Raw genomic sequence first — 19,536 nt, 5'->3', positions numbered from 1 at the left:
GACAGAACTCCTTCAAAGGTGGTGGCGTCGGTCGGCGACGTGACGGTCATACTCTTCCCGGGCTTTGACGGCCGACGGCCGCGTGGCCGTTTCGGCTACAGGAACATCCCACCATGCCTGCGCCGGAGGGGGCCCCGACACTGTGTCTGCCGTTTCGGTCTCGACGTAGACACAAGTGGGACGGTCCGCAGCACGCGCCTGGGCAAGGGCTTCACGCAGGTCACACACGGTCTTGGCGCGCAGCACCCGCATCCCCAGCGAGCCTGCGTTGGCCGCGAGATCGACGGGGAGCGGGAGGCCGGTGAAGCCGCCGTCCGCGGCGCGGTGGCGGTAGGCCGTACCGAAGCGCTCGCCGCCGACCGTCTCGGACAGGCCGCCGATGGACGCGTAGCCGTGGTTCTGCAGGATGACCAGCTTCACGGGAAGTTCCTGCTGCACCGCGGTGACGATCTCGGTGGGATTCATCAGATATGTGCCGTCGCCGACGAGGGCCCAGACGGGGCGGTCGGGGGCGGCCAGCTGAACCCCGATCGCGGCCGGGATCTCGTAGCCCATGCAGGAGTAGCCGTATTCGATGTGGTACTGGTGCACGGAGCGGGCCCGCCAGAGTTTGTGCAGGTCACCGGGGAGCGAGCCGGCCGCGTTGATCAGGATGTCGTCCTCGGTGACAAGGGCGTCGAGGAGGCCGAGGACCTGGGCCTGGGTGGGGCGGGCGTGCGGGTCCTCGGCGGTGAACGCAGCGGCGACACGCTGCTCCCACTTCTCCTTGGCCTCGGTGTACTCGGTCTCATAAGACGGGTCTACGCGGTGGTTGCGTGCGGCAAGTGCGGCGGTGAGGGCTTCGAGGGCGGTGCGGGCGTCGGCGACGAGCGGGAGCGCGCCGAGCTTGTGGGCGTCGAAGCCGGTGATGTTGAGGTTGAGGAAGCGGACGGCCGGGTCGGAGAAGAGCGTGGCGGAGGCGGTGGTGAAGTCGGAGTAGCGGGTGCCGATGCCGATCACCAGGTCGGCGGTGCGGGCCAGCTCGTCGGCGGTCGCGGTGCCGGTGTGGCCGATGCCGCCGACATCGGCGGGGTGGTCGTACCGCAGCGAGCCCTTGCCGGCCTGGGTGGAGGCGACGGGGATGCGGGTGGCGGCGGCGAACGCGGCGAGGGCCTCCTGCGCCGCGCTGTGACGGACGCCGCCGCCCGCCACGATCAGCGGCCGGCGGGCACTGCGCACGGCCCGTACCGCCCGGTCGAGCTCATGCGGATCGGGGGCCGGCCGGCGTACGTACCAGATGCGCTCGGCGAAGAACTCCTCCGGCCAGTCGTACGCCTGGGCCTGCACGTCCTGCGGCAGCGCGAGCGTGACCGCGCCGGTCTCCGCCGGGTCGGCGAGGGTGCGCATGGCCTGGAGCGCGGCCGGGATCAGGGCCTCGGGTCGGGTGATCCGGTCGAAGTAGCGGGAGACGGGACGCAGACAGTCGTTGACCGAGATGTCGCCCGCGGACGGGACTTCGAGCTGCTGGAGCACGGGGTCGGCGGGCCGGGTCGCGAAGGTGTCCCCGGGCAGGAGGAGGACGGGGAGGTGGTTGATGGTGGCAAGGGCGGCACCGGTCACGAGGTTGGTGGCGCCGGGGCCGATGGAGGTGGTGACGGCGTGCGCGGAGAGCCGGTTCGACTGGCGTGCGTAGCCGACGGCGGCGTGCACCATGGCCTGCTCGTTGCGGCCCTGGAGATAGGGCATCGCCCGGCCCGACTCGACGAGCGCCTGACCGATTCCGGCGACGTTTCCGTGGCCGAAGATGCCCCAGGTGGCGCTGATGAGGCGCTGCCGACGGCCGTCGCGCTCGCTGTACTGGCGGGACAGGAAGGACATCAGGGCCTGGGCCGTGGTGAGCCTGCGGGTGCGTGGGGCGCTCACGAGGTCTCCTCCGTCCGGTGGAACGGAAGTCTGGGGTCCACCGGCTGCGACGGCCAGGTGTCACGGATCCAGCCGTGGTCGGGGTGGTCGCTGATCAGCCACTCCCGCTGCTCCCCCGGGCCCGCCATCACATTGAGGTAATAGAGGGTGCGGCCGGGGGCGGCGATGGACGGGCCGTGCCAGCCGTCGGGAATGAGGACCGCGTCGCCGCTGCGGACCTCGGCGAGTACATCCGTACCGCCGTCCCGCGACGGCGACACACGGTGGTACCCGAGGCCGTCGTTCTCCACCTCGAAGTAGTAGATCTCCTCCAGCACGGACTCGATGCCGGGGCGGTGCTCGTCGTGCTTGTGCGGCGGGTAGGACGACCAGTTGCCGCCGGGGGTGAGGACCTCGACGGCGATCAGCCGGTCGCACTCGAAGGTGTCGGCGGCGGCGAAGTTGTTGACCTGGCGGGAGCAGTTCCCCCGCCCGCGCAGCTCGACGGGTACCTCCGACGCGGGGCCGTAACGAGCGGGGAGTCGTCGCTCGCACTTCGCTCCTGCCAGGGCGAAGCGGCCTCCTGCGCCGGAGGCGATCTGTGCATGGGCGTCACGCGGTACGTACGCGAAGTCGGATACCCCGGTGAACACGCTTTCCCGGCCCAGCAGTTCAAAGATCTCACCTGAGGCGTGCACCGTACAGCCACCGGTCAACGGCAGGACGATCCATTCGCTCTCCCCGGTGGCAAGCGTGTGAATTCCGCCCGGTCCCAGCTCCAGCACACGCAGGCTCGACCGGTCCCAGCCCGCGCGCTTCGGGTCGATGTCGAGGGCGTAGGGGCCGCTCGCCGTGCTCCCTGCGCCGATGTGGTACCGCGGTCCGTTGTGCGTCGTCATACCCATTCCCAACTGCGGAGCCGTACTGCGGGGCCGTTCCAGGAGCTCGAAGGGGTTGGCCATGGCCAGTTCACGGTCGCCGACGGCCAGGGAGCCTCCGGGTGGCGCATGCGCAGTCGGACGAGTTCGGAGACCGAGGAGGCCGGGGGCGTCATGGGGTGGCTCCGGTGGGGCGGGAGGTGATGGCCCCTTCGGTCAGGGCCGCTTCGACTTCGTGCGGGAACGGCATGGCGGACGAGCAGGCGAGCCGGGAGGCGACGATGGCACCGGCGGCATTGGCGTACCGCATGATGCGTTCGGTCTCCCATCCTGCGAGCAGCCCGTGGCAGAGTGCCCCGCCGAAGGCGTCACCGGCACCGAGGCCGTTGACGACCTCGACGGGCAGCGGCGGCACATCGGCCACCGTGCCGTCGCGGTGGACGGCGAGTACGCCCTTGGGGCCCTGTTTGACGACGGCGAGCTCGACGCCCGCGGCGATCAAAGCGCCGGCGGCCGCGTACGGTTCGCGCTCGCCGGTCGCGATCTCGCATTCGTCGAGGTTGCCGACGGCGACGGTGGCATGGGCGAGGGCCTCGCGGTAGCGGGCGGTGGGCGTGGACGAGGTCCCGGGGATTTCTTCTGTGGTGTCCCAGAACATCGGGCGCCAGTCGAGGTCGAAGACGGTGATGCCGCCGGACCGGTCGCGGGCGCGCAGGGCAACGAGGGTCGATGTACGGCTCGGTTCGGCGCACAGCCCGGTGCCCGTCATCCAGAAGACCCGCGCGGACCGCACCGCGTCGAGGTCCAGCTCCGACTCCCGGATCTCCAGATCGGGGGCCTTGGGCTGCCGGTAGAAGTAGAGCGGGAAGTCATCGGGCGGGAAGATCTCGCAGAAGGTGACCGGCGTCGGATACGCGTCGACGGGCGTCACCCAACGGTCGTCCACCCCGAACTCCCGCAACTGGTGGTGGAGATACTCCCCGAAGGCATCCCGGCCCGTGCGGGTCACCACGGCAGTCCGCCGGCCGAGCCGGGCTGCCGCGACGGCGACATTGGCCGGTGAGCCGCCGAGGAACTTCCCGAATGTCTCGACCCGGGCCAGCGGCAGACCGGTCTGCAGGGGGTAGAGATCCACACCGATCCGGCCCATGGTGATCACGTCGTACAGCTCAGGCATCTGCATCCCTTCGACCGGCGACCGGGGCGGCTGCTCCCAGGTCTAGCCCTCCCCCGTAACCCTGTCAATGCTTTGTCCGGACATAAGGACGAATGATTGACACTCGTCTCCCGGGCCGGAAGGCTGGGCCGCATGACCTCCTCCGCATTGGCTCCGGCCCGTATCCGTATCGGTTCGGCACCCGACTCGTGGGGTGTGTGGTTCCCCGACGATCCGCAGCAAGTGCCCTGGCAGCGCTTCCTCGACGAGGTCTCCGCGGCAGGTTACGAGTGGATCGAGCTCGGCCCGTACGGCTACCTCCCGACCGACCCGGTCCGCCTCGCCGACGAGACCCGCCGCCGCGGGCTCACGGTCTCGGCCGGGACCGTTTTCACCGGATTGCACCATGGGCCGGACGTCTGGGACCGGACCTGGGCGCATGTCGCCGACATCGCGGCACTCACCCGGGCGATGGGCGCCGGGCATCTCGTGGTCATCCCGTCGTTCTGGCGCGACGACAAGACCGGCGAACTTCTGGAGGACCGCAGCCTCACCGCGGAGCAGTGGCGCAGCCTCACCACCCAGACAGAGCGGCTGGGCCGCGAGGTGCGGGACCGTTTCGGGCTGCGCATCGTCGTCCATCCGCATGCCGACACCCATATCGACAGCGAGGAGAACGTCAGCCGCTTCCTCGACGCCACCGATCCCGACTTGGTCTCGCTCTGCCTCGACACCGGCCACTACGCCTACTGCGGCGGCGACAGCGTCAAGCTGATCGAGACCTACGGCGAACGGATCGGCTATCTGCATCTCAAGCAGGTCGACCCAAAGGTCCTGGCCGAAGTCGTGGCCGGCGAGGTGCCGTTCGGAACCGCCGTGGCACGCGGCGTGATGTGCGAACCGCCCGGCGGGGTGCCCGCGCTGGAGCCCGTACTCGCCGCCGCTCGCAAACTGGACGTCGATCTCTTCGCCATCGTCGAGCAGGACATGTATCCGTGCCCGCCCGACAAACCCCTCCCCATCGCCCGCCGCACCCGGGACTACCTCCGCTCCTGCGGCAGCCCGCGCCGGGCCCCCTGACACACCGAGCGGCTCCGGGAAGTGACGTAGTGGCGGTACGCGGTGTTGTCCTCGACGAGAAGTCGGTGCGCGGCCCCGGCCGCGCCCCGCCACCGCACGCACCACCACCGCACTGGGAGCAAGTCACCATGATCCGCAAGATGCTGTCGCCCCGCAGGACGGCCGGGGCCTCTGCCCTGGCCGCGGTCGCCCTGGCCACCGCCCTCGCCACCGCCCCGGGTGCCTCGGCCGACGAGTACAACCCGCCGCCACCGCCCGGCTCCAGCGCGGTCTGCGTCTTCTACGAGGGCGACGGGCTGACCGTGTACGGCGAACAGGGCGATCGGGTCTCCCAGGTGCAGTGCATGCTGGCCAACCGCCACTATCTGCCGTGGTCCGCGGTCGACGGAACGTTCGGGCCGCAGACCCTCCTTGCCGTACAGCGCTTCCAGGCGGACAACCCGCCGCTCGTGCCGCACGGCGTGGTCACCCCGGCCACCTGGTCGGCGCTCTGGCACGCGGGACCGGCCCGCACGACGCCTCTCCCCCATCCTCCGGCGTAACGACCTCGCCCACGATTGTCAGCGGCGTCGCAACCCCTTCGTCACACATGTCTCCGTTATGCGGGTGTTTCGTCACAAGCCCTCAACAGCCCCTCTCCGGAACTCACTCGCTGTCGTTGCACCCGGAACAGACTGAGTGATCGTCAGCGTCCGTGCTGCAGCTCCCCCGACGGCCTTCCCGGCTGCCGCTGCGGTGCAGAGAGGTGTCATCCATGACGGACAGAAGACTCTGGTCCTACAAGGACATTGCCGCGCACATCCGGGTGCAGCCGGACACCGTCCGCTCCTACCGCAAACACGGCCACCTCCCGTCACCCGACCATGTGGAGAGCGGCAAGCCCTACTGGTACGCGGACACCATCCGCGCCTGGGTCATCTCAAGACCCGGCAACCGAGGACGCAGGGACTGACGCCTCCGGCCCCGTACAGCGAGCGACTCCCACCCGCCGCCGTACGGGGCCCACTCTTTCGCCGGGGCGCACGCCCACCGCTGGACCTCTCGGAGGCTCGGAGGCCGAACGGGCGTTTCCTCCTCGACGCGCCTCGCATTCATACCCCCTAGGGGTATAATCTGATGAACATTGGGGCTCCCGGGTCGCCCGGGGTTCCCGACACCGCGCCTTTTGTGCTCACCGAAGAGGAGAACACCATGACCACCGAGACCCAGCTCCCCCAGGCCACCGGCTCCTGCTGCTCACCCGCCGGCTCCTGCCACGACGGCGCGGAATCCGGCGCCCCGGCGGACGGAGTGACCACCGTCTACCAGGTGTCCGGCATGACCTGCGGACACTGCGAAGGCGCCGTCTCCGAGGAGATCTCCGGCATCGATGGCGTCACCTCGGTGAAGGCCGTCGCCTCCACCGGTCAGGTGACCGTCGTCTCCCGGGCCCCACTGGCCGAGGACGCCGTGCGCGCCGCGGTCGACGAGGCCGGCTACGAGCTCGTCGGCCGGGCCTGAACACCGTCGAAGCACAACCGATACGCCGGATACACCCGTATCGCCCCCTTTGCCGCCGGGCCGGACCGACCAGCAGATACTGGTGGGGTACGGCCCGGTCGGCGTTTTCAGGAGTTCGGACATGCACAGCGCAACAGAGGTCGCGGCCCCGGCAGCGGAGAGTTCGCGGGCCGAACTCACGATCGGCGGGATGACCTGCGCCTCCTGCGCGGCCCGCGTCGAGAAGAAGCTCAACCGGATGGACGGCGTCACCGCCACCGTCAACTACGCGACCGAGAAGGCGCGTGTCGCCTTCGGTCCGGGAACCGACCTCGCGGATCTGATCGCCACGGTCGAGAAGACCGGCTATACGGCGCAGCCGGTACACAGCCCCGAACCGGCACCGCCCACCTCGGCACCGGCCGCCACACAGGTCACGCCGGAGGGCACCGTCACCGGCGTCCCCGAGGGCGGCGCCCCGCACAGCACGCGAGTCCGCGCCGAGCAGGCCACCGAAAGCCGGACCGACACAGGCACAGACGCAGGCACAGACGCAGGCCCAGGCACCAGCACCGGCACCGGCACCGGCACCGACGCCGACGACCCCGCCGAACGGAAGGCCGCAACCGCACTCGCCTCACTGCGTCAGCGCCTGATCGTCTCGGCCGTCCTCGCCGCCCCCGTCATCGTGCTCGCGATGGTCCCTGCCTTCCAGTTCGACAACTGGCAGTGGCTCTCCCTCACCCTCGCCGCCCCCGTCGTCGTCTGGGGCGGACTGCCCTTCCACCGCGCCGCCTGGACCAACCTCCGGCACGGTGCGGCCACCATGGACACCCTGGTCTCGATCGGCACCCTCGCCGCCTTCGGCTGGTCCCTGTGGGCGCTGTTCTTCGGCGACGCGGGCATGACCGGGATGCGGCACGGCTTCGACTTCACCGTCTCGCGCACTGATGGCGTGTCCAGCATCTATCTGGAGGTCGCGGCCGGCGTCGTCACCTTCATCCTGCTGGGCCGCTATCTGGAGGCGAAGTCCAAGCGGAAGGCGGGTTCCGCCCTGCGCGCGCTGATGCACCTGGGCGCGAAGGACGTCTCCGTCCTCCGGGGCGGCACCGAGGTACGTATCCCCGTCGGCCGACTCACCGTCGGCGACCGTTTCGTCGTCCGCCCCGGCGAGAAGATCGCCACCGACGGCACCGTCGTCGAGGGCGCGTCCGCCGTGGACGCCTCCATGCTCACCGGCGAGTCCGTCCCGGTCGATGTGGGCATCGGCGACTGGGTCACCGGGGCCACCGTGAACGCCTCCGGCCGGCTCGTCGTCGAAGCGACCCGGGTCGGCGCCGACACCCAGCTGGCCAGGATGGCGAAGCTCGTCGAGGACGCCCAGAGCGGCAAGGCCGAGGTGCAGCGCCTCGCCGACCGGATCTCCGCCGTCTTCGTCCCCGTGGTGCTGGTGCTCGCAGTGGCCACCCTGATCGCGTGGCTGCTCGTCACGGACGACGTGACCGCCGCGTTCACCGCCGCCGTCGCCGTACTGATCATCGCCTGCCCCTGCGCCCTGGGCCTCGCCACTCCCACCGCCCTCATGGTCGGTACGGGACGCGGCGCCCAGCTCGGCATCCTGATCAAGGGCCCGGAGGTCCTGGAGACCACGCGCCGCGTCGACACGATCGTCCTCGACAAGACCGGCACGGTCACCACCGGCCGGATGACCCTCCAGGACATCCACCCCGCACCCGGCACAGACGAGACCCAGCTCCTGCGGCTGGCCGGCGCCCTGGAGCACTCCTCCGAGCACCCCATCGCCCAAGCAGTCGCCGCCGGAGCCACGGAACGCGTCGGTGGCCCCCTCCCCGCCCCCCGGGACTTCGCCAACATCGCGGGCCTCGGCGTACGCGGCACGGTCGACGGGCACCAGGTGCTGGTCGGCCGCCCGCAACTGCTCGCCGACGCGGGCATCGCCGTCCCCGGCACCCTCTCCGGTTCCGTGGCGGACGCGGCGGCTCAGGGCCGTACCGCGATCGCGGTCGCCTGGGACAGGCAGGCGCGCGGCGTCCTCACCGTCGCCGACGCGGTCAAGGAGTCGAGTGCGGCAGCCGTCGCCGAGCTGCGCGCGCTCGGCCTCCGTCCCGTGCTGCTGACCGGCGACAACCGGGCCGTGGCGGACGCCGTGGCCCGCATCGTGGGAATCGACGAGGTCCACGCCGAGGTCTTGCCCGAGGAGAAGGTCCACGTCATCGAGCGGCTCCGGGCCCAGGGGCGCTGCGTAGCCATGGTCGGTGACGGGGTCAACGACGCGGCCGCGCTCGCCACCGCCGATCTCGGCCTGGCGATGGGGACCGGTACGGATGCCGCGATCGAGGCGAGCGATCTCACCCTCGTTCGTGGAGATCTCAAGGTGGCGGCCGACGCGATCCGGCTCTCCCGGCGCACCCTGGCCACCATCAAGGGCAATCTCTTCTGGGCATTCGGCTATAACGCAGCCGCCCTACCCCTTGCGGCATTTGGCCTGCTCAACCCTATGATTGCGGGAGCGGCGATGGCGTGTTCATCGGTCTTCGTCGTGACGAACAGCCTGCGGTTGCGCGCCTTCACGTAACTTCCACAAAGAGATTTAGATCACATCGATTTCAGGGCAACCATCCGCTGAGCTCGCGAGTCTATGAGTGCAATGCCATGGATGTCTTGGGGGACGTCCGCGAAGTGTCTTGGGGGACGCTTCGGGCAAGCGTTGGCCGGGGCACGTGCACCGGGGAGCTTTGAGCGGCCCTCCCGTGCGTACGTACCCCGGCGGACAGCACTGGAAGTACAAGTGAAGAGCGCAGCTCGCAGCAAGTGAGGAGCGCCAGGAGCTTCGGCTCCCGCAGACGCCCGGCCGGATCCCGTGGGGGGAATCCGCTCCGGGACATGGGAAGCGCCCCGCTGTCGGCCCGTGGGGGGATCGACGGCGGGGCGCTTCTCGCTGTCGGCCCGGTGGTCCGGGCCCGCTTCACGCGAATCGCCCCGGACACCGCGCTCTGTGCGAAAGCGCGGTACGCGGGGCGAAGGCAACCGGCCACGGCGGCCGGGTCCGGCGGGGGTGTTACGAGGTTCAGCGACCCTCGACCGGGACGAAGTCGCGCAGGACCTCGCCAGTGTAGATCTGGCGCGGGCGGCCGATGCGGGAACCCGGCTCCTTGATCATCTCGTGCCACTGGGCGATCCAGCCGGGGAGCCGGCCGAGCGCGAAGAGCACGGTGAACATCTCGGTCGGGAAGCCCATGGCCCGGTAGATCAGACCCGTGTAGAAGTCCACGTTGGGGTAGAGGTTGCGCGAGACGAAGTACTCGTCGGAGAGCGCGTGCTCCTCCAGCTTCAGCGCGATGTCGAGCAGCTCGTCGGACTTGCCGAGCGCCGACAGCACGTCGTGGGCCGCAGCCTTGATGATCTTGGCGCGCGGGTCGAAGGACTTGTAGACGCGGTGGCCGAAGCCCATCAGCCGGACGCCGTCCTCCTTGTTCTTCACCTTGCGGATGAAGGAGTCGACATCGCCGCCGTTGGCCTGGATGCCTTCGAGCATCTCCAGCACCGACTGGTTGGCGCCACCGTGCAGCGGGCCCCACAGCGCCGAGATGCCGGCGGAGATCGAGGCGAACATGTTCGCCTGCGAGGAGCCGACCAGGCGCACGGTGGAGGTCGAGCAGTTCTGCTCGTGGTCCGCGTGCAGGATGAGCAGCTTGTCGAGCGCGGAGACGACGACCGGGTCCAGGTCGTACTCCTGGGCAGGGACCGAGAAGGTCATGCGCAGGAAGTTCTCGACGTACCCGAGGTCGTTGCGCGGGTAGACGAAGGGGTGGCCGATCGACTTCTTGTACGCGTACGCAGCGATCGTCGGCAGCTTGGCCAGCAGCCGGATCGTCGAGAGGTGGCGCTGCTCCTCGTCGAACGGGTTGTGGCTGTCCTGGTAGAACGTGGACAGGGCGCTGACGACCGAGGACAGCATGGCCATCGGGTGGGCGTCGCGAGGGAAGCCGTCGAAGAACCGCTTGACGTCTTCGTGCAGCAGCGTGTGCTGGGTGATCTCGTTCTTGAACGTCGACAGTTCGTCGACCTTGGGAAGCTCACCGTTGATGAGCGTGTACGCGACCTCGAGGAACGTCGAGCGCTCGGCGAGCTGCTCGATCGGGTAGCCGCGGTAGCGCAGGATGCCCTGCTCACCGTCGAGGTAGGTGATGGCAGATTTATAGGCTGCGGTGTTGCCGTATCCGCTGTCCAGCGTCACCAGACCGGTATTGGCCCGGAGCTTCCCGATGTCGAAGCCCTTGTCGCCGACGGTGCTGTCGATCACCGGGTAGGTGTACTCGCCGTCGCCGTACCGCAGTACTACAGAGTTGTCGCTCACGTCATCCCTCACCGACGTAGTGCCTCTTCTTCGAGGTTCCCTGACTGTTTCCACGACTGTTTCCACCCTCCCCCATTTGGCTCAGGAGAGTGCACTCGGGGTCGTCCATTGGACCTACTCGCGGCACTGAGTGCCGCGAGCCTACTCATCCTGCCCCCTTGACCCCGGTTCCGGAAGGCCTCCGTGATGTATCCCACCGATTTGATCGATCATTTTTTCTGTGGATCCTCCGCCCGAGCCTCCTGACAGCCGGTAATCCAGCGCCGTACAGCGTCTTCCTGCGGAAACCGTGCGGACCGCCTGGCCGATCGCCTGCCGTGAGCCGACCAGCACGACGAGCTTCTTGGCCCTGGTCACGGCGGTGTACAGCAGGTTCCGCTGGAGCATCATCCAGGCGCTCTTGGTGACGGGGATGACGACGGCCGGGTATTCGCTGCCCTGGGAACGGTGGATCGTCATGGCGTACGCGTGGGCCAGCTCGTCCAGCTCGTCGAAGTCGTAACCGATCTCCTCGTCCTCGTCCGTGAGGACCGTCAGCCTCTGTTCGTCCAGGTCAAGGGCCGTGACGACGCCGACCGTGCCGTTGAAGACGCCGTTCTCCCCCTTGTCGTAGTTGTTGCGGATCTGGGTGACCTTGTCGCCGACCCGGAAGACCCGGCCGCCGAACCGCTTCTCGGGCAGGTCCGGACGGCCCGGGGTGATGGCCTGCTGGAGGAGTCCGTTGAGCGTGCCCGCGCCGGCCGGGCCGCGGTGCATCGGGGCGAGGACCTGGACATCACGCCTGGGGTCCAGGCCGAACTTCGCCGGGATGCGGCGGGCGGCGACGTCCACCGCGAGCACGCCCGCCTCCTCCGTCTCGTCCTCCACGAAGAGGAAGAAGTCGTTGAGGCCCTGGGTGAGAGGCGGTACCCCGGAGTTGATCCGGTGGGCGTTGGTGACGACTCCGGACTGCTGGGCCTGGCGGAAGATCGTGGTCAGACGGACCGCCGGGACGGGACCGCCGTCGGCGAGCAGATCGCGCAGCACCTCCCCCGCGCCGACCGACGGCAGCTGGTCGACGTCTCCGACGAGCAGGAGGTGGGCACCGGGTGCCACCGCCTTCAGCAGTTTGTTGGCGAGCAGCAGATCCAGCATCGACGCCTCGTCGACGACGACGAGATCGGCGTCCAGCGGACGGTCCCGGTCGTACGCCGCGTCGCCGCCCGGCTTGAGCTCCAGCAGCCGGTGCACGGTGGACGCCTCGGCCCCGGTCAGTTCGGACAGCCGCTTGGCCGCGCGTCCGGTGGGCGCGGCCAGCACCACCTTGGCCTTCTTGGCGCGGGCCAGCTCCACGATGGACCGGACGGTGAACGACTTCCCGCAGCCGGGCCCACCGGTCAGGACGGCGACCTTACGGCTGAGCGCGAGCCGTACCGCCGCCTCCTGCTCGGGGGCCAGCTTCGCCCCCGTCCGGCCCGCGAGCCACTTCAACGCCTTGTCCCAGTCCACGTCCGCGAAGGCCGGCATCCGCTCCTCGGGCGTCCGCAGCAGCCGCTGCACCTGAGCGGCGAGGGCGACCTCGGCACGGTGGAACGGCACGAGATAGACGGCCGTGACCGGCTCGCCGCCCTCGGGCGACGGCACCTTCTCCCGTACGACGCCCTCCGGGTCCTCGGCCAGTTCGGCGAGGCACTCGATGACCAGACCCGTATCGACCTGGAGCAGCTTCACCCCGTCGGCGATCAGCCGCTCCTCCGGGAGGAAGCAGTGGCCCTGGTCGGTGGATTGCGACAGCGCGTACTGCAGTCCGGCCTTCACCCGCTCCGGGCTGTCGTGCGGTATGCCGACGGCCTGGGCGATCTTGTCGGCGGTGAGGAACCCGATGCCCCAGACGTCGGCGGCCAGCCGGTAGGGCTGGTTCTTCACGACGGAGATCGACGCGTCCTCGTACTTCTTGTAGATGCGGACGGCGATGGAGGTGGAGACGCCGACCCCCTGGAGGAAGACCATCACCTCCTTGATCGCCTTCTGCTCCTCCCAGGCGGCGGCGATCATCTTCGTACGCTTCGGCCCGAGGCCGGGCACCTCGATCAGCCGCTTCGGCTCCTGCTCGATGACATCGAGGGTGTCGACGCCGAAGTGGGTGGTGATCCGGTCCGCCATGACCGGGCCGATGCCCTTGATCAGGCCGGAGCCGAGGTAGCGGCGGATGCCCTGGATGGTGGCGGGCAGCACGGTGGTGTAGTTCTCCACCGTGAACTGCTTGCCGTACTGGGAGTGCGAACTCCAGCGGCCCTCCATCCGCAGCGACTCGCCGACCTGCGCGCCGAGCAGCGAACCGACGACGGTCAGCAGATCACCCGCGCCCCGCCCGGTGTCGACGCGGGCGACCGTGTACCCGTTCTCCTCGTTGGCGTACGTGATGCGCTCGAGCACACCTTCGAGGACGGCCATGTTGGACATGCTTCGACCGTATCGGGCGGGACTGACAGCAGAAGCTCAGCCCTGCTCTTAGACTGGTACGACAACCGGTACCAGCGCAAGCGAGAGATGGCAGGGAGGCCCGTCATGTCGATAACGGCCAGTGAAGCCCGGAAGAACCTCTTCCCGCTGATCGAGAAGGTCAACGAGGACCACGCCCCCGTACACATCACCTCCCGCAAGGGAAATGCGGTCCTCATGTCCGAGGAGGACTTCGCTTCCTGGGAGGAGACGATCTACCTGCTGCGCTCCCCCGCCAATGCACGCCGCCTCCTCGATTCCATCGCCGAGGCCGAGGCGGGTAAAACCGAGTACCGCGAGCTGGCCGACCTGCCCGGTACCGAGGAGGCCGGGTGAAACTCGCGTTCACCTCGCGCGGCTGGGACGACTACACCTTCTGGTCGGAGAGCGACCGGCGCATGACGCGACGCATCAACAAACTGATCACCGACACCCTGCGGGACCCCTACGCCGGCATCGGCAAACCCGAACCGTTGCGTGGCGACCTCAGCGGCTACTGGTCTCGGCGCATCGATGACGAGCATCGCCTGGTGTACAAGGCCACTGAATCCGAGCTCGTCATCGTGCAGGCCCGGTACCACTACAACTGACAGAGGGGCCTGGCGTCGAGCGCTGCGGGGCTCGTCAAGCGGTCCCGCTCTCGTTCAGCCGCGGTCACCGCGGCCGGTGAGGACCCGCGCGGCAAGGAGAGCGACGGCCGGAGCGGGGGTTCGGGGGCCTTCGTTGGCCTCCAGACCCCCACCGGCCCAGATGTCATCCGCCATGCTGTGGGGCGGATGCCCAAGAAGGCTGCGCGGCCCGGTGCGCCGGGGTGGGCACACCGGGCCGGCGCCCGGTCAGCGTACGGAGTAGGCGCGGACCACGGTCTGCTGCACCGTCGAGCCGTCGGCGGCTGTTGCCGTGATCCGCAAGGAGACGTACTGGCCGGAGGCCGCGCTCTGGTCGAGCGTCGCCGTCCACGAGGTGTCCCCGCCCGTCACGGGGGCGGTCTTCCAGGAGGTGAGCTCGGAGACCGACTGCTGTCGGCCGACGGCGTACTCCACCTTGACGTCCGTGAGCTCGGCCTTCGCGCCGCCCTGCTCGTCCGCGGAGACCTTCATGGCGAAGTCGGCGGTGGCGGGTGCGGTGTTGGAGCGGTCCAGGTCCGCGTCGTACGCGGGGAACAGCACGGGCAGGCGGCCCTGCTGCTCGGCCGAGGTACGGAAGGTCCACACCGTGCGGCTCCCCGTACTGCCCGTCCAGCCCGAATTGAACTGCATGTCGCGCGCGACGTTCTGGGTGTACACGGCCGTGGCGGGGGCCGCGGGGACGGGGTACTTCCCGCCGCCCGTCGGGAGCACTGTCTGCCCGTCCACGCTCAGGGTCGCGTACTTCACGTCGCGCCGTCCCGAGATGCCGTCGTGGCCGGCCGCGTCGCCCCAGCTGGGGATGCCGAAGATCAGGGTGTCCTCGTCGCGGACCGCGGCGTTGCCCAGGCCGGTGCCGCTCTTGGGGGCGACCGGGCGCATGATGCCCTTGTACCAGGTGGTGTCGGCGGACGAGCCCGGCTTGTAGCTGAGCGGTCCCTCGAACAGGTACTCGGAGTTGACGGTGCCGTTGGAAGCGCGCTGCGTCCACTTCACGGAGTCGTCGGCCGTGAAATATTCGGTCCGGGTGACCGGGGCCGAGATCGAGTGCTCGTCGACGCCGGTCTGGCGGGACGTGCGCTGGTCCGCGATCTGTGCGAAGACCGCGTCGGCGCGCAGCCCGCCGCTGATGCCGTACCAGTCGGACCGGACCGAGGCGAGGCCTTGGTCGTGAGCGGTGATGTCGCGGCCGCGGACCCGGTCGGCGTCGGTCTGCGAGAGGTTGTAGACGTACGGGCTGGTGCCGAGCGCCGTACCGCGCCAGGAGACGGTGGCCGGGGCGCCGGCCGCCAGACGGGCCTTCAAGGCGTTGAAGTCGCTGGTCTCCAGCTGGACGATCGGCATGCCCAGGGCGGTCGAGGGGTAGTCCCAGCGGTCGGGGTAGTTCGGGTAGCCGAGGATGACACCGACTGCGCCGGCCTTGATCGCGTCCCGCACGATGAGGTCGTTCGGGTACGACGGGCGGCTGGTGACGAGGGCGACCTTGCCCTTGACGTCCGCGGTCGCCAGGGCGGAAAAGTCGCCGACGTCGACCAGCTCCGCCGAGCCGGTGCCGTCGAACTCGGCGCGCGTGGTGGCCGGCTCGTAGGCGACCTTCTTGCCCGCGACGGTCAGTTCGGCGCGCGGCGCATAGGCGCGGACCTGGGTGGTGTGGCTGAAGCTGCCCTGCTTGGCAGCCGGGGAGTCCTCCACGTACAGGTCGTGGACGAAGTCCGGGACGTTCATGTAGGTGCTTTTGCCGAGGTAGTCGTCCTGGCCCCAGTGGCGGCTGTAACCGGTGGTGTAGCCGCGGATCTCGGACGGCTTGTCGGTCTGCACCGCGACCTTCTTCGCCAGGCGGGCGTCGAAAGTGACCGTGGTGTCCTGATCGAGGTCCACCTCGGGGCGGGCGTGGAAGGAGACCGAGGAGGCCAGGCCGTTCCCGTCGGCCGTGTCACGGGTGATGACGAACGAGCCGAGCGAGTACGTCCCGGCGGGCACGCGGATGCTGATGTCGGAGCTGCCGAAGGCGTACGACTGCACGGTGTCGCGGTCCAGCGAGACGATGTCGACCCGTGAAGGGGAGGCGGCGGCGGTGCCGAAGCGGTCCAGCGCCCGCAGGGTCAGGGTGACGGTCTTCGGCTCCAGCCACAGCGAGACGGGAGCGGTGATCCGCTCCTGCTTCCCGTTGGCCACCGTCGCGGTGATCCGGCCGGTGAACAAGCCGTATGCGGCGTTCGAGGGCGTCTTGCGCGGGTCGGGGTCGGCGGTCACGGGGATGTCGACGCTGGAGTGGGCCGCAACGGTCACCTTCCGCACGCCCAGTTCCACGATGCCCTTCGGGGCCCGGCTGCCGTCGTCGCCCCGCAGGTCCAGGCTCAGCCGGTAGGTGCGCGCGCGGTCGCCGGAGTTGGTGAGAGTGACCGCGGTGGTCTTCGGGAGCTGCCCGGTGTGCGGCCAGTCGTACGCGCCCAGGTCCGTGATGCCGGGGGCGGTGACCTCCTGATCGAGGGCCCGCGCGACGTCGAGCGGGCCGGCGCCCTGCTCGGTGACCGGGACACGCGTCTTGTCGGCTGCGGACATCAGGGTGTCCTTGAGCCGGCGTGGTGTCAGGTCGGGCTCGGCCTGGAGGAGGATCGCCGCGGCCCCTGCGACGTGCGGGGTGGCCATCGAGGTGCCGGACATGGTGGTGTACGCGCGGTCGCCGCGCCCGCCGGCCCGGGCCGCGACCACATCGACGCCCGGGGCGGAGAGGTCCGGCTTCGCATAGTGTTCGCCGACGGCCGGCCCGCGGCTGGAGAAGGACGCGGTCGCACCGTCGCGGTCGGCGGCGGCGACCGTCAATGCCTCGGGGACACAGCCGGGTGCGGACACGGTGTTGCGGCTGCCCCTGTTGCCGGCCGCGATCACGAACACGGCCTGGTCGGACAGCGCTTTGACGGCGTCGACGGTCGGGCCGTCGCAGGAGGTGGCGCTGTCGTCGCCGAGCGACATCGACACGACGTCGGCGCCCTGGTCGACCGCCCACTGCATGCCGGCGATGATCCACGAATTCTGGCCGTAGCCGTCGTCTCCCAGCACCTTGCCGATCATCAGGTCGGCGCCGGGCGCCTCGCCCGCGTACGTGCCGCCGCCGGCCGCGCCCGAGCCGGCCGCGGTGGCGGCGGTGTGGGTGCCGTGGCCCTGGCGGTCCTCGGTGTCCTTGCTGGTGGTGAAGTTCTTGGCGGCGACGACCCGGTCGGCGAGGTCGGGGTGGCCGGAGTCATAGCCGGTATCCAGTACGGCGAGCTTCACGCCCTTGCCGTCGAACCCCTTCTTCCAGGCGGTGGGGGCGCCGGTGAGCGGGACGGTGGGGGAGGGAAGCGTCGCCGAGGCGCCCGCGGCCTTCGCGGCGCCCGCCGCGTCCGCCGCGTCCTCGGTGACCTTCACCCGGGCGTCCAGCCACAGCCGCGTGGGCCGCGCACCGGTGGACCGGGCGCCCGACGCCTTGGTGAGCGCCTTCCAGGCGGTGGCGGCATCCGCCTTGCGCACCTCCAGGGCGGCGCCGCCGATGGCGGGCAGGGCGAGGCGCTGCCGGGTGCCGTGGGGCGCGGCCGTACGGGCGAAGGGCCCGGACCCGTAGGACGCGATGACCGGCAGGGTGTCCGTCGATTTGTCGTCGTACCCGCTGCGTATGAGCAGGTCGACGTCGAACAGCCTCCGGTCGACGGTGCCGTCGGAGACCAGGGGGACCGCGTCCTCGGGGATCACGTACAGGGCGTCCCCGTCCTCCTGGACGGTGGCGATGCCGCGGCGGCCGTCCGCCTGCTCCAGCGCGACCGACCGCCGGCCGTCGGGGCCGGTGCGTATCAGTGCGCGGTCGCCGGTGACGAGGGTGACAGTGGCGCTGCTGACGCCGGAAGCCGACCGGACATCAGCCGACCGGGCGTCAGTCGGCGCCCCGAAGGCTGACGCAGCGGGTGCAAGGCCCATGACCAGGGCGCCTACGGCTACCAACGCCGCAGGTCGCGTGCGGGGAGGGTGCTGTCTCAACGAACGATCCTTTACCTGTGGATGTCATGCCAGTGACGAATAATCAGGCAGAATCCGGCCGTACCGATGAGTCACCGGGCGTCGGAATCACGCCATGACGGAAAGACGACACCGGAGGACCACATGCTGGACGAAATCGGGCTCACCGCCGAGGAGGAGCAGACGTACCGCGCGCTGGTCGCACAGCCCGACGCCACCGCGGACGCCCTCGGACTGCCTGCCGACGAGACGACCGCCCTGCTCGACGGCCTCGTTGCCCGCGGGCTGGCTGCCCGCTCCCCGTCCGGCGACCGGTACCGTGCCGTCGACCCGGGACTCGCCCTGATGGCTGAACTCCTGGCCCGCCGCGACCGGCTGCGCTCCACCGAGCTCGCCATCGCCGAACTGGCGGCCCAGTACCAGGCCGCCACCCGGGGCCGGGCGGCCCAGGGGCTGGTGGAGCTTGTCGAGGGACCGCAGGAGATCGCCGGCCGCTTCGCCCAGCTCCAGCTGGGCGCCCGCCACTGCATCGACTCCCTCATCACTGCCGGGAACCGGGTCGTCCCCCACGACGAAAACCGCAGCGAGCCGGTGGCGCTGGACCGCGGGGTGCGGATCCGGCTGGTCGTCGACGGGCACTTCCTGCGCCGGCCCGGCGGAGCGGAAGCGGTCGAGCACTCCCTCGCGGGCGGTGCCGAGATACGCGTCGTCGACCAGGTCCCCATGAAGCTGCTCGTCACCGACCGGGACATCGCGATGGTCCCGGTCGACGCGGGCGACCACGCCACGCTTCTGCTGCGCGGGCCCCTGGTCGCGCTGGCCCTGGCCCTCTTCGAGACGGTCTGGCAGCGGGCCCGTCCGTACCACCAACGTGGCCAGGAGGTGGACCCGTTGGACACCCGGCTGCTCCACCTGATGCTGGCGGGCCTGACCGACGAGGCCGTCGCCCATCAGTTGCAGCTGTCCACCCGCAGCGTCCAGCGCCGCGTCCGCGCCCTCATGGAACGCGCCGGGGTCGCCACACGGATCCAGCTGGGGTGGCACGCACGGCACCACGGGTGGGCGTAACACGGCGGCCCGCGGGCTCGCCGCCCCAGGCGAAGCAGATCGCCTCTGGTACTCCAGCCGGACTTCTAGCAGGGCTTTGTCAGGTGCCGCGATTGATCACCGCCAGTTAGGTTGTGATCTTCTGTCAGGTGTGACACCTGAGGAGATGGAGATGGTCCGCCCGCGTCTGGAGGCGTTCGCGGCGGAGATGCTCGGTTCGCTGGCGCGTCGGGACCAGCGGGCCAAGGGTGAGAATCAGGCAGTGCCGCTATAGGCGGCTTGCAGCGCGGCAAGGAGCTTGGCTCGCAGGAGCCGTGCGGCCGGGGAGTGCTGGTCGCGGCGGGCGATGAGGCCGAGCCGGGCGTGCGTGGCGGCGTCGGCGAGCGGGACGGCCCGCAGGTCGGCGCCCTGCGCGGAGGAGGCGCCGACGGCGAACTGGATGCACGTGGAGGACGGGAAGATCGCCCGGATCCGGGTGACCTTCGACCCGCGCGGGCTGCTGGCGGGATTCGAGAAGCGGAGCTGAACAGGGAGAGCAGG

At 69.9% G+C, this 19,536-nt stretch carries 15 protein-coding genes; 9 read left to right on the top strand and 6 right to left on the bottom strand.

Annotated elements, in window-relative coordinates; translation table 11 throughout:
• Positions 1 to 12 precede the first annotated feature (12 nt).
• From iolD to iolC, 3 genes are all read right to left on the bottom strand, one after another.
• Positions 13 to 1,857: a 3D-(3,5/4)-trihydroxycyclohexane-1,2-dione acylhydrolase (decyclizing) gene (gene iolD / locus ACH4EW_RS03250; RefSeq protein ID WP_398251260.1), complete on the bottom strand. Its 1,845-nt coding sequence runs from the start codon at positions 1,855 to 1,857 to the stop codon at positions 13 to 15.
• 41 nt (positions 1,858 to 1,898) lie between these two features.
• On the bottom strand, positions 1,899 to 2,780 hold the full coding sequence (gene iolB / locus ACH4EW_RS03245; protein ID WP_398250568.1) for a 5-deoxy-glucuronate isomerase: 882 nt from the start codon (positions 2,778 to 2,780) through the stop codon (positions 1,899 to 1,901).
• Positions 2,781 to 2,931: 151 nt separating this feature from the next.
• Complete coding sequence (gene iolC / locus ACH4EW_RS03240) at positions 2,932 to 3,936, bottom strand: 5-dehydro-2-deoxygluconokinase (RefSeq protein WP_398250565.1); 1,005 nt, start codon at positions 3,934 to 3,936, stop codon at positions 2,932 to 2,934.
• 132 nt (positions 3,937 to 4,068) lie between these two features.
• On the opposite strand from iolC, the gene ACH4EW_RS03235 reads away from it, so the two are divergent.
• From ACH4EW_RS03235 to ACH4EW_RS03215, 5 genes are all read left to right on the top strand, one after another.
• Positions 4,069 to 4,995 (top strand): sugar phosphate isomerase/epimerase family protein, encoded by a 927-nt coding sequence (locus ACH4EW_RS03235; RefSeq protein ID WP_398250562.1) that lies wholly within the window; start codon positions 4,069 to 4,071, stop codon positions 4,993 to 4,995.
• 29 nt (positions 4,996 to 5,024) lie between these two features.
• Positions 5,025 to 5,537 (top strand): peptidoglycan-binding protein, encoded by a 513-nt coding sequence (locus ACH4EW_RS03230; RefSeq protein ID WP_398250559.1) that lies wholly within the window; start codon positions 5,025 to 5,027, stop codon positions 5,535 to 5,537.
• A gap of 212 nt (positions 5,538 to 5,749) precedes the next feature.
• The gene (locus ACH4EW_RS03225; protein WP_398250556.1) at positions 5,750 to 5,947 is read left to right on the top strand and encodes a helix-turn-helix transcriptional regulator; all 198 of its coding nucleotides are present in this window, start codon (positions 5,750 to 5,752) and stop codon (positions 5,945 to 5,947) included.
• A 239-nt stretch (positions 5,948 to 6,186) separates the two neighbouring features.
• A complete protein-coding gene (locus ACH4EW_RS03220; protein ID WP_398250553.1) occupies positions 6,187 to 6,495 on the top strand; it encodes a heavy-metal-associated domain-containing protein in 309 nt (102 codons plus the stop codon).
• 121 nt (positions 6,496 to 6,616) lie between these two features.
• Entirely contained in the window at positions 6,617 to 9,070 is a 2,454-nt protein-coding gene (locus tag ACH4EW_RS03215) for a heavy metal translocating P-type ATPase (RefSeq protein WP_398250550.1), read from the top strand.
• 492 nt (positions 9,071 to 9,562) lie between these two features.
• Here the strand turns inward: ACH4EW_RS03215 and ACH4EW_RS03210 are convergent, their stop codons facing one another.
• Positions 9,563 to 10,852, bottom strand: coding sequence for a citrate synthase (locus ACH4EW_RS03210; RefSeq protein WP_329921004.1), 1,290 nt, complete (start codon positions 10,850 to 10,852; stop codon positions 9,563 to 9,565).
• Between the two features lie 141 nt (positions 10,853 to 10,993).
• Positions 10,994 to 13,294, bottom strand: coding sequence for an ATP-dependent RecD-like DNA helicase (locus ACH4EW_RS03205; protein WP_398250546.1), 2,301 nt, complete (start codon positions 13,292 to 13,294; stop codon positions 10,994 to 10,996).
• 105 nt (positions 13,295 to 13,399) lie between these two features.
• Between ACH4EW_RS03205 and ACH4EW_RS03200 the strand changes: the two genes are divergently transcribed.
• Together ACH4EW_RS03200 and ACH4EW_RS03195 are read left to right on the top strand one after the other, a co-directional pair.
• Complete coding sequence (locus tag ACH4EW_RS03200; RefSeq protein WP_398250543.1) at positions 13,400 to 13,669, top strand: type II toxin-antitoxin system Phd/YefM family antitoxin; 270 nt, start codon at positions 13,400 to 13,402, stop codon at positions 13,667 to 13,669.
• A complete protein-coding gene (locus tag ACH4EW_RS03195; RefSeq protein ID WP_398250540.1) occupies positions 13,666 to 13,923 on the top strand; it encodes a Txe/YoeB family addiction module toxin in 258 nt (85 codons plus the stop codon). The genes ACH4EW_RS03200 and ACH4EW_RS03195 overlap by 4 nt, the downstream gene beginning before the upstream one ends.
• Positions 13,924 to 14,169: 246 nt before the next feature.
• Here the strand turns inward: ACH4EW_RS03195 and ACH4EW_RS03190 are convergent, their stop codons facing one another.
• Positions 14,170 to 17,910, bottom strand: coding sequence for a S8 family serine peptidase (locus tag ACH4EW_RS03190; protein ID WP_398250537.1), 3,741 nt, complete (start codon positions 17,908 to 17,910; stop codon positions 14,170 to 14,172).
• Positions 17,911 to 18,093: 183 nt separating this feature from the next.
• Here ACH4EW_RS03190 and ACH4EW_RS03185 point away from each other — a divergent pair, with 183 nt between their 5' ends.
• On the top strand, positions 18,094 to 19,017 hold the full coding sequence (locus ACH4EW_RS03185) for a hypothetical protein (RefSeq protein WP_398250534.1): 924 nt from the start codon (positions 18,094 to 18,096) through the stop codon (positions 19,015 to 19,017).
• A gap of 277 nt (positions 19,018 to 19,294) precedes the next feature.
• The gene (locus ACH4EW_RS03180) at positions 19,295 to 19,522 is read left to right on the top strand and encodes a hypothetical protein (RefSeq protein ID WP_398250531.1); all 228 of its coding nucleotides are present in this window, start codon (positions 19,295 to 19,297) and stop codon (positions 19,520 to 19,522) included.
• Positions 19,523 to 19,536 lie beyond the last annotated feature (14 nt).

Source organism: Streptomyces sp. NPDC018000 (assembly GCF_044328025.1).
Lineage (GTDB): Bacteria > Actinomycetota > Actinomycetes > Streptomycetales > Streptomycetaceae > Streptomyces.
The sequence above is the reverse complement of the archived record's forward strand: the minus strand, read 5'-3'. Positions and strand labels throughout refer to the sequence as shown.

Bases quoted from the DNA above. Each gene is read 5' to 3' on its own strand.
- ACH4EW_RS03205 (WP_398250546.1), bottom strand. From the start codon at position 13,294: ATGTCCAACATGGCCGTCCTCGAAGGTGTGCTCGAGCGCATCACGTAC.
- iolC (WP_398250565.1), bottom strand. From the start codon at position 3,936: ATGCCTGAGCTGTACGACGTGATCACCATGGGCCGGATCGGTGTGGAT.
- ACH4EW_RS03220 (WP_398250553.1), top strand. From the start codon at position 6,187: ATGACCACCGAGACCCAGCTCCCCCAGGCCACCGGCTCCTGCTGCTCA.
- ACH4EW_RS03225 (WP_398250556.1), top strand. From the start codon at position 5,750: ATGACGGACAGAAGACTCTGGTCCTACAAGGACATTGCCGCGCACATC.
- iolB (WP_398250568.1), bottom strand. From the start codon at position 2,780: ATGACGACGCACAACGGACCGCGGTACCACATCGGCGCAGGGAGCACG.
- ACH4EW_RS03185 (WP_398250534.1), top strand. From the start codon at position 18,094: ATGCTGGACGAAATCGGGCTCACCGCCGAGGAGGAGCAGACGTACCGC.
- ACH4EW_RS03200 (WP_398250543.1), top strand. From the start codon at position 13,400: ATGTCGATAACGGCCAGTGAAGCCCGGAAGAACCTCTTCCCGCTGATC.
- iolD (WP_398251260.1), bottom strand. From the start codon at position 1,857: ATGTCCTTCCTGTCCCGCCAGTACAGCGAGCGCGACGGCCGTCGGCAG.
- ACH4EW_RS03235 (WP_398250562.1), top strand. From the start codon at position 4,069: ATGACCTCCTCCGCATTGGCTCCGGCCCGTATCCGTATCGGTTCGGCA.
- ACH4EW_RS03215 (WP_398250550.1), top strand. From the start codon at position 6,617: ATGCACAGCGCAACAGAGGTCGCGGCCCCGGCAGCGGAGAGTTCGCGG.
- ACH4EW_RS03190 (WP_398250537.1), bottom strand. From the start codon at position 17,910: ATGGGCCTTGCACCCGCTGCGTCAGCCTTCGGGGCGCCGACTGACGCC.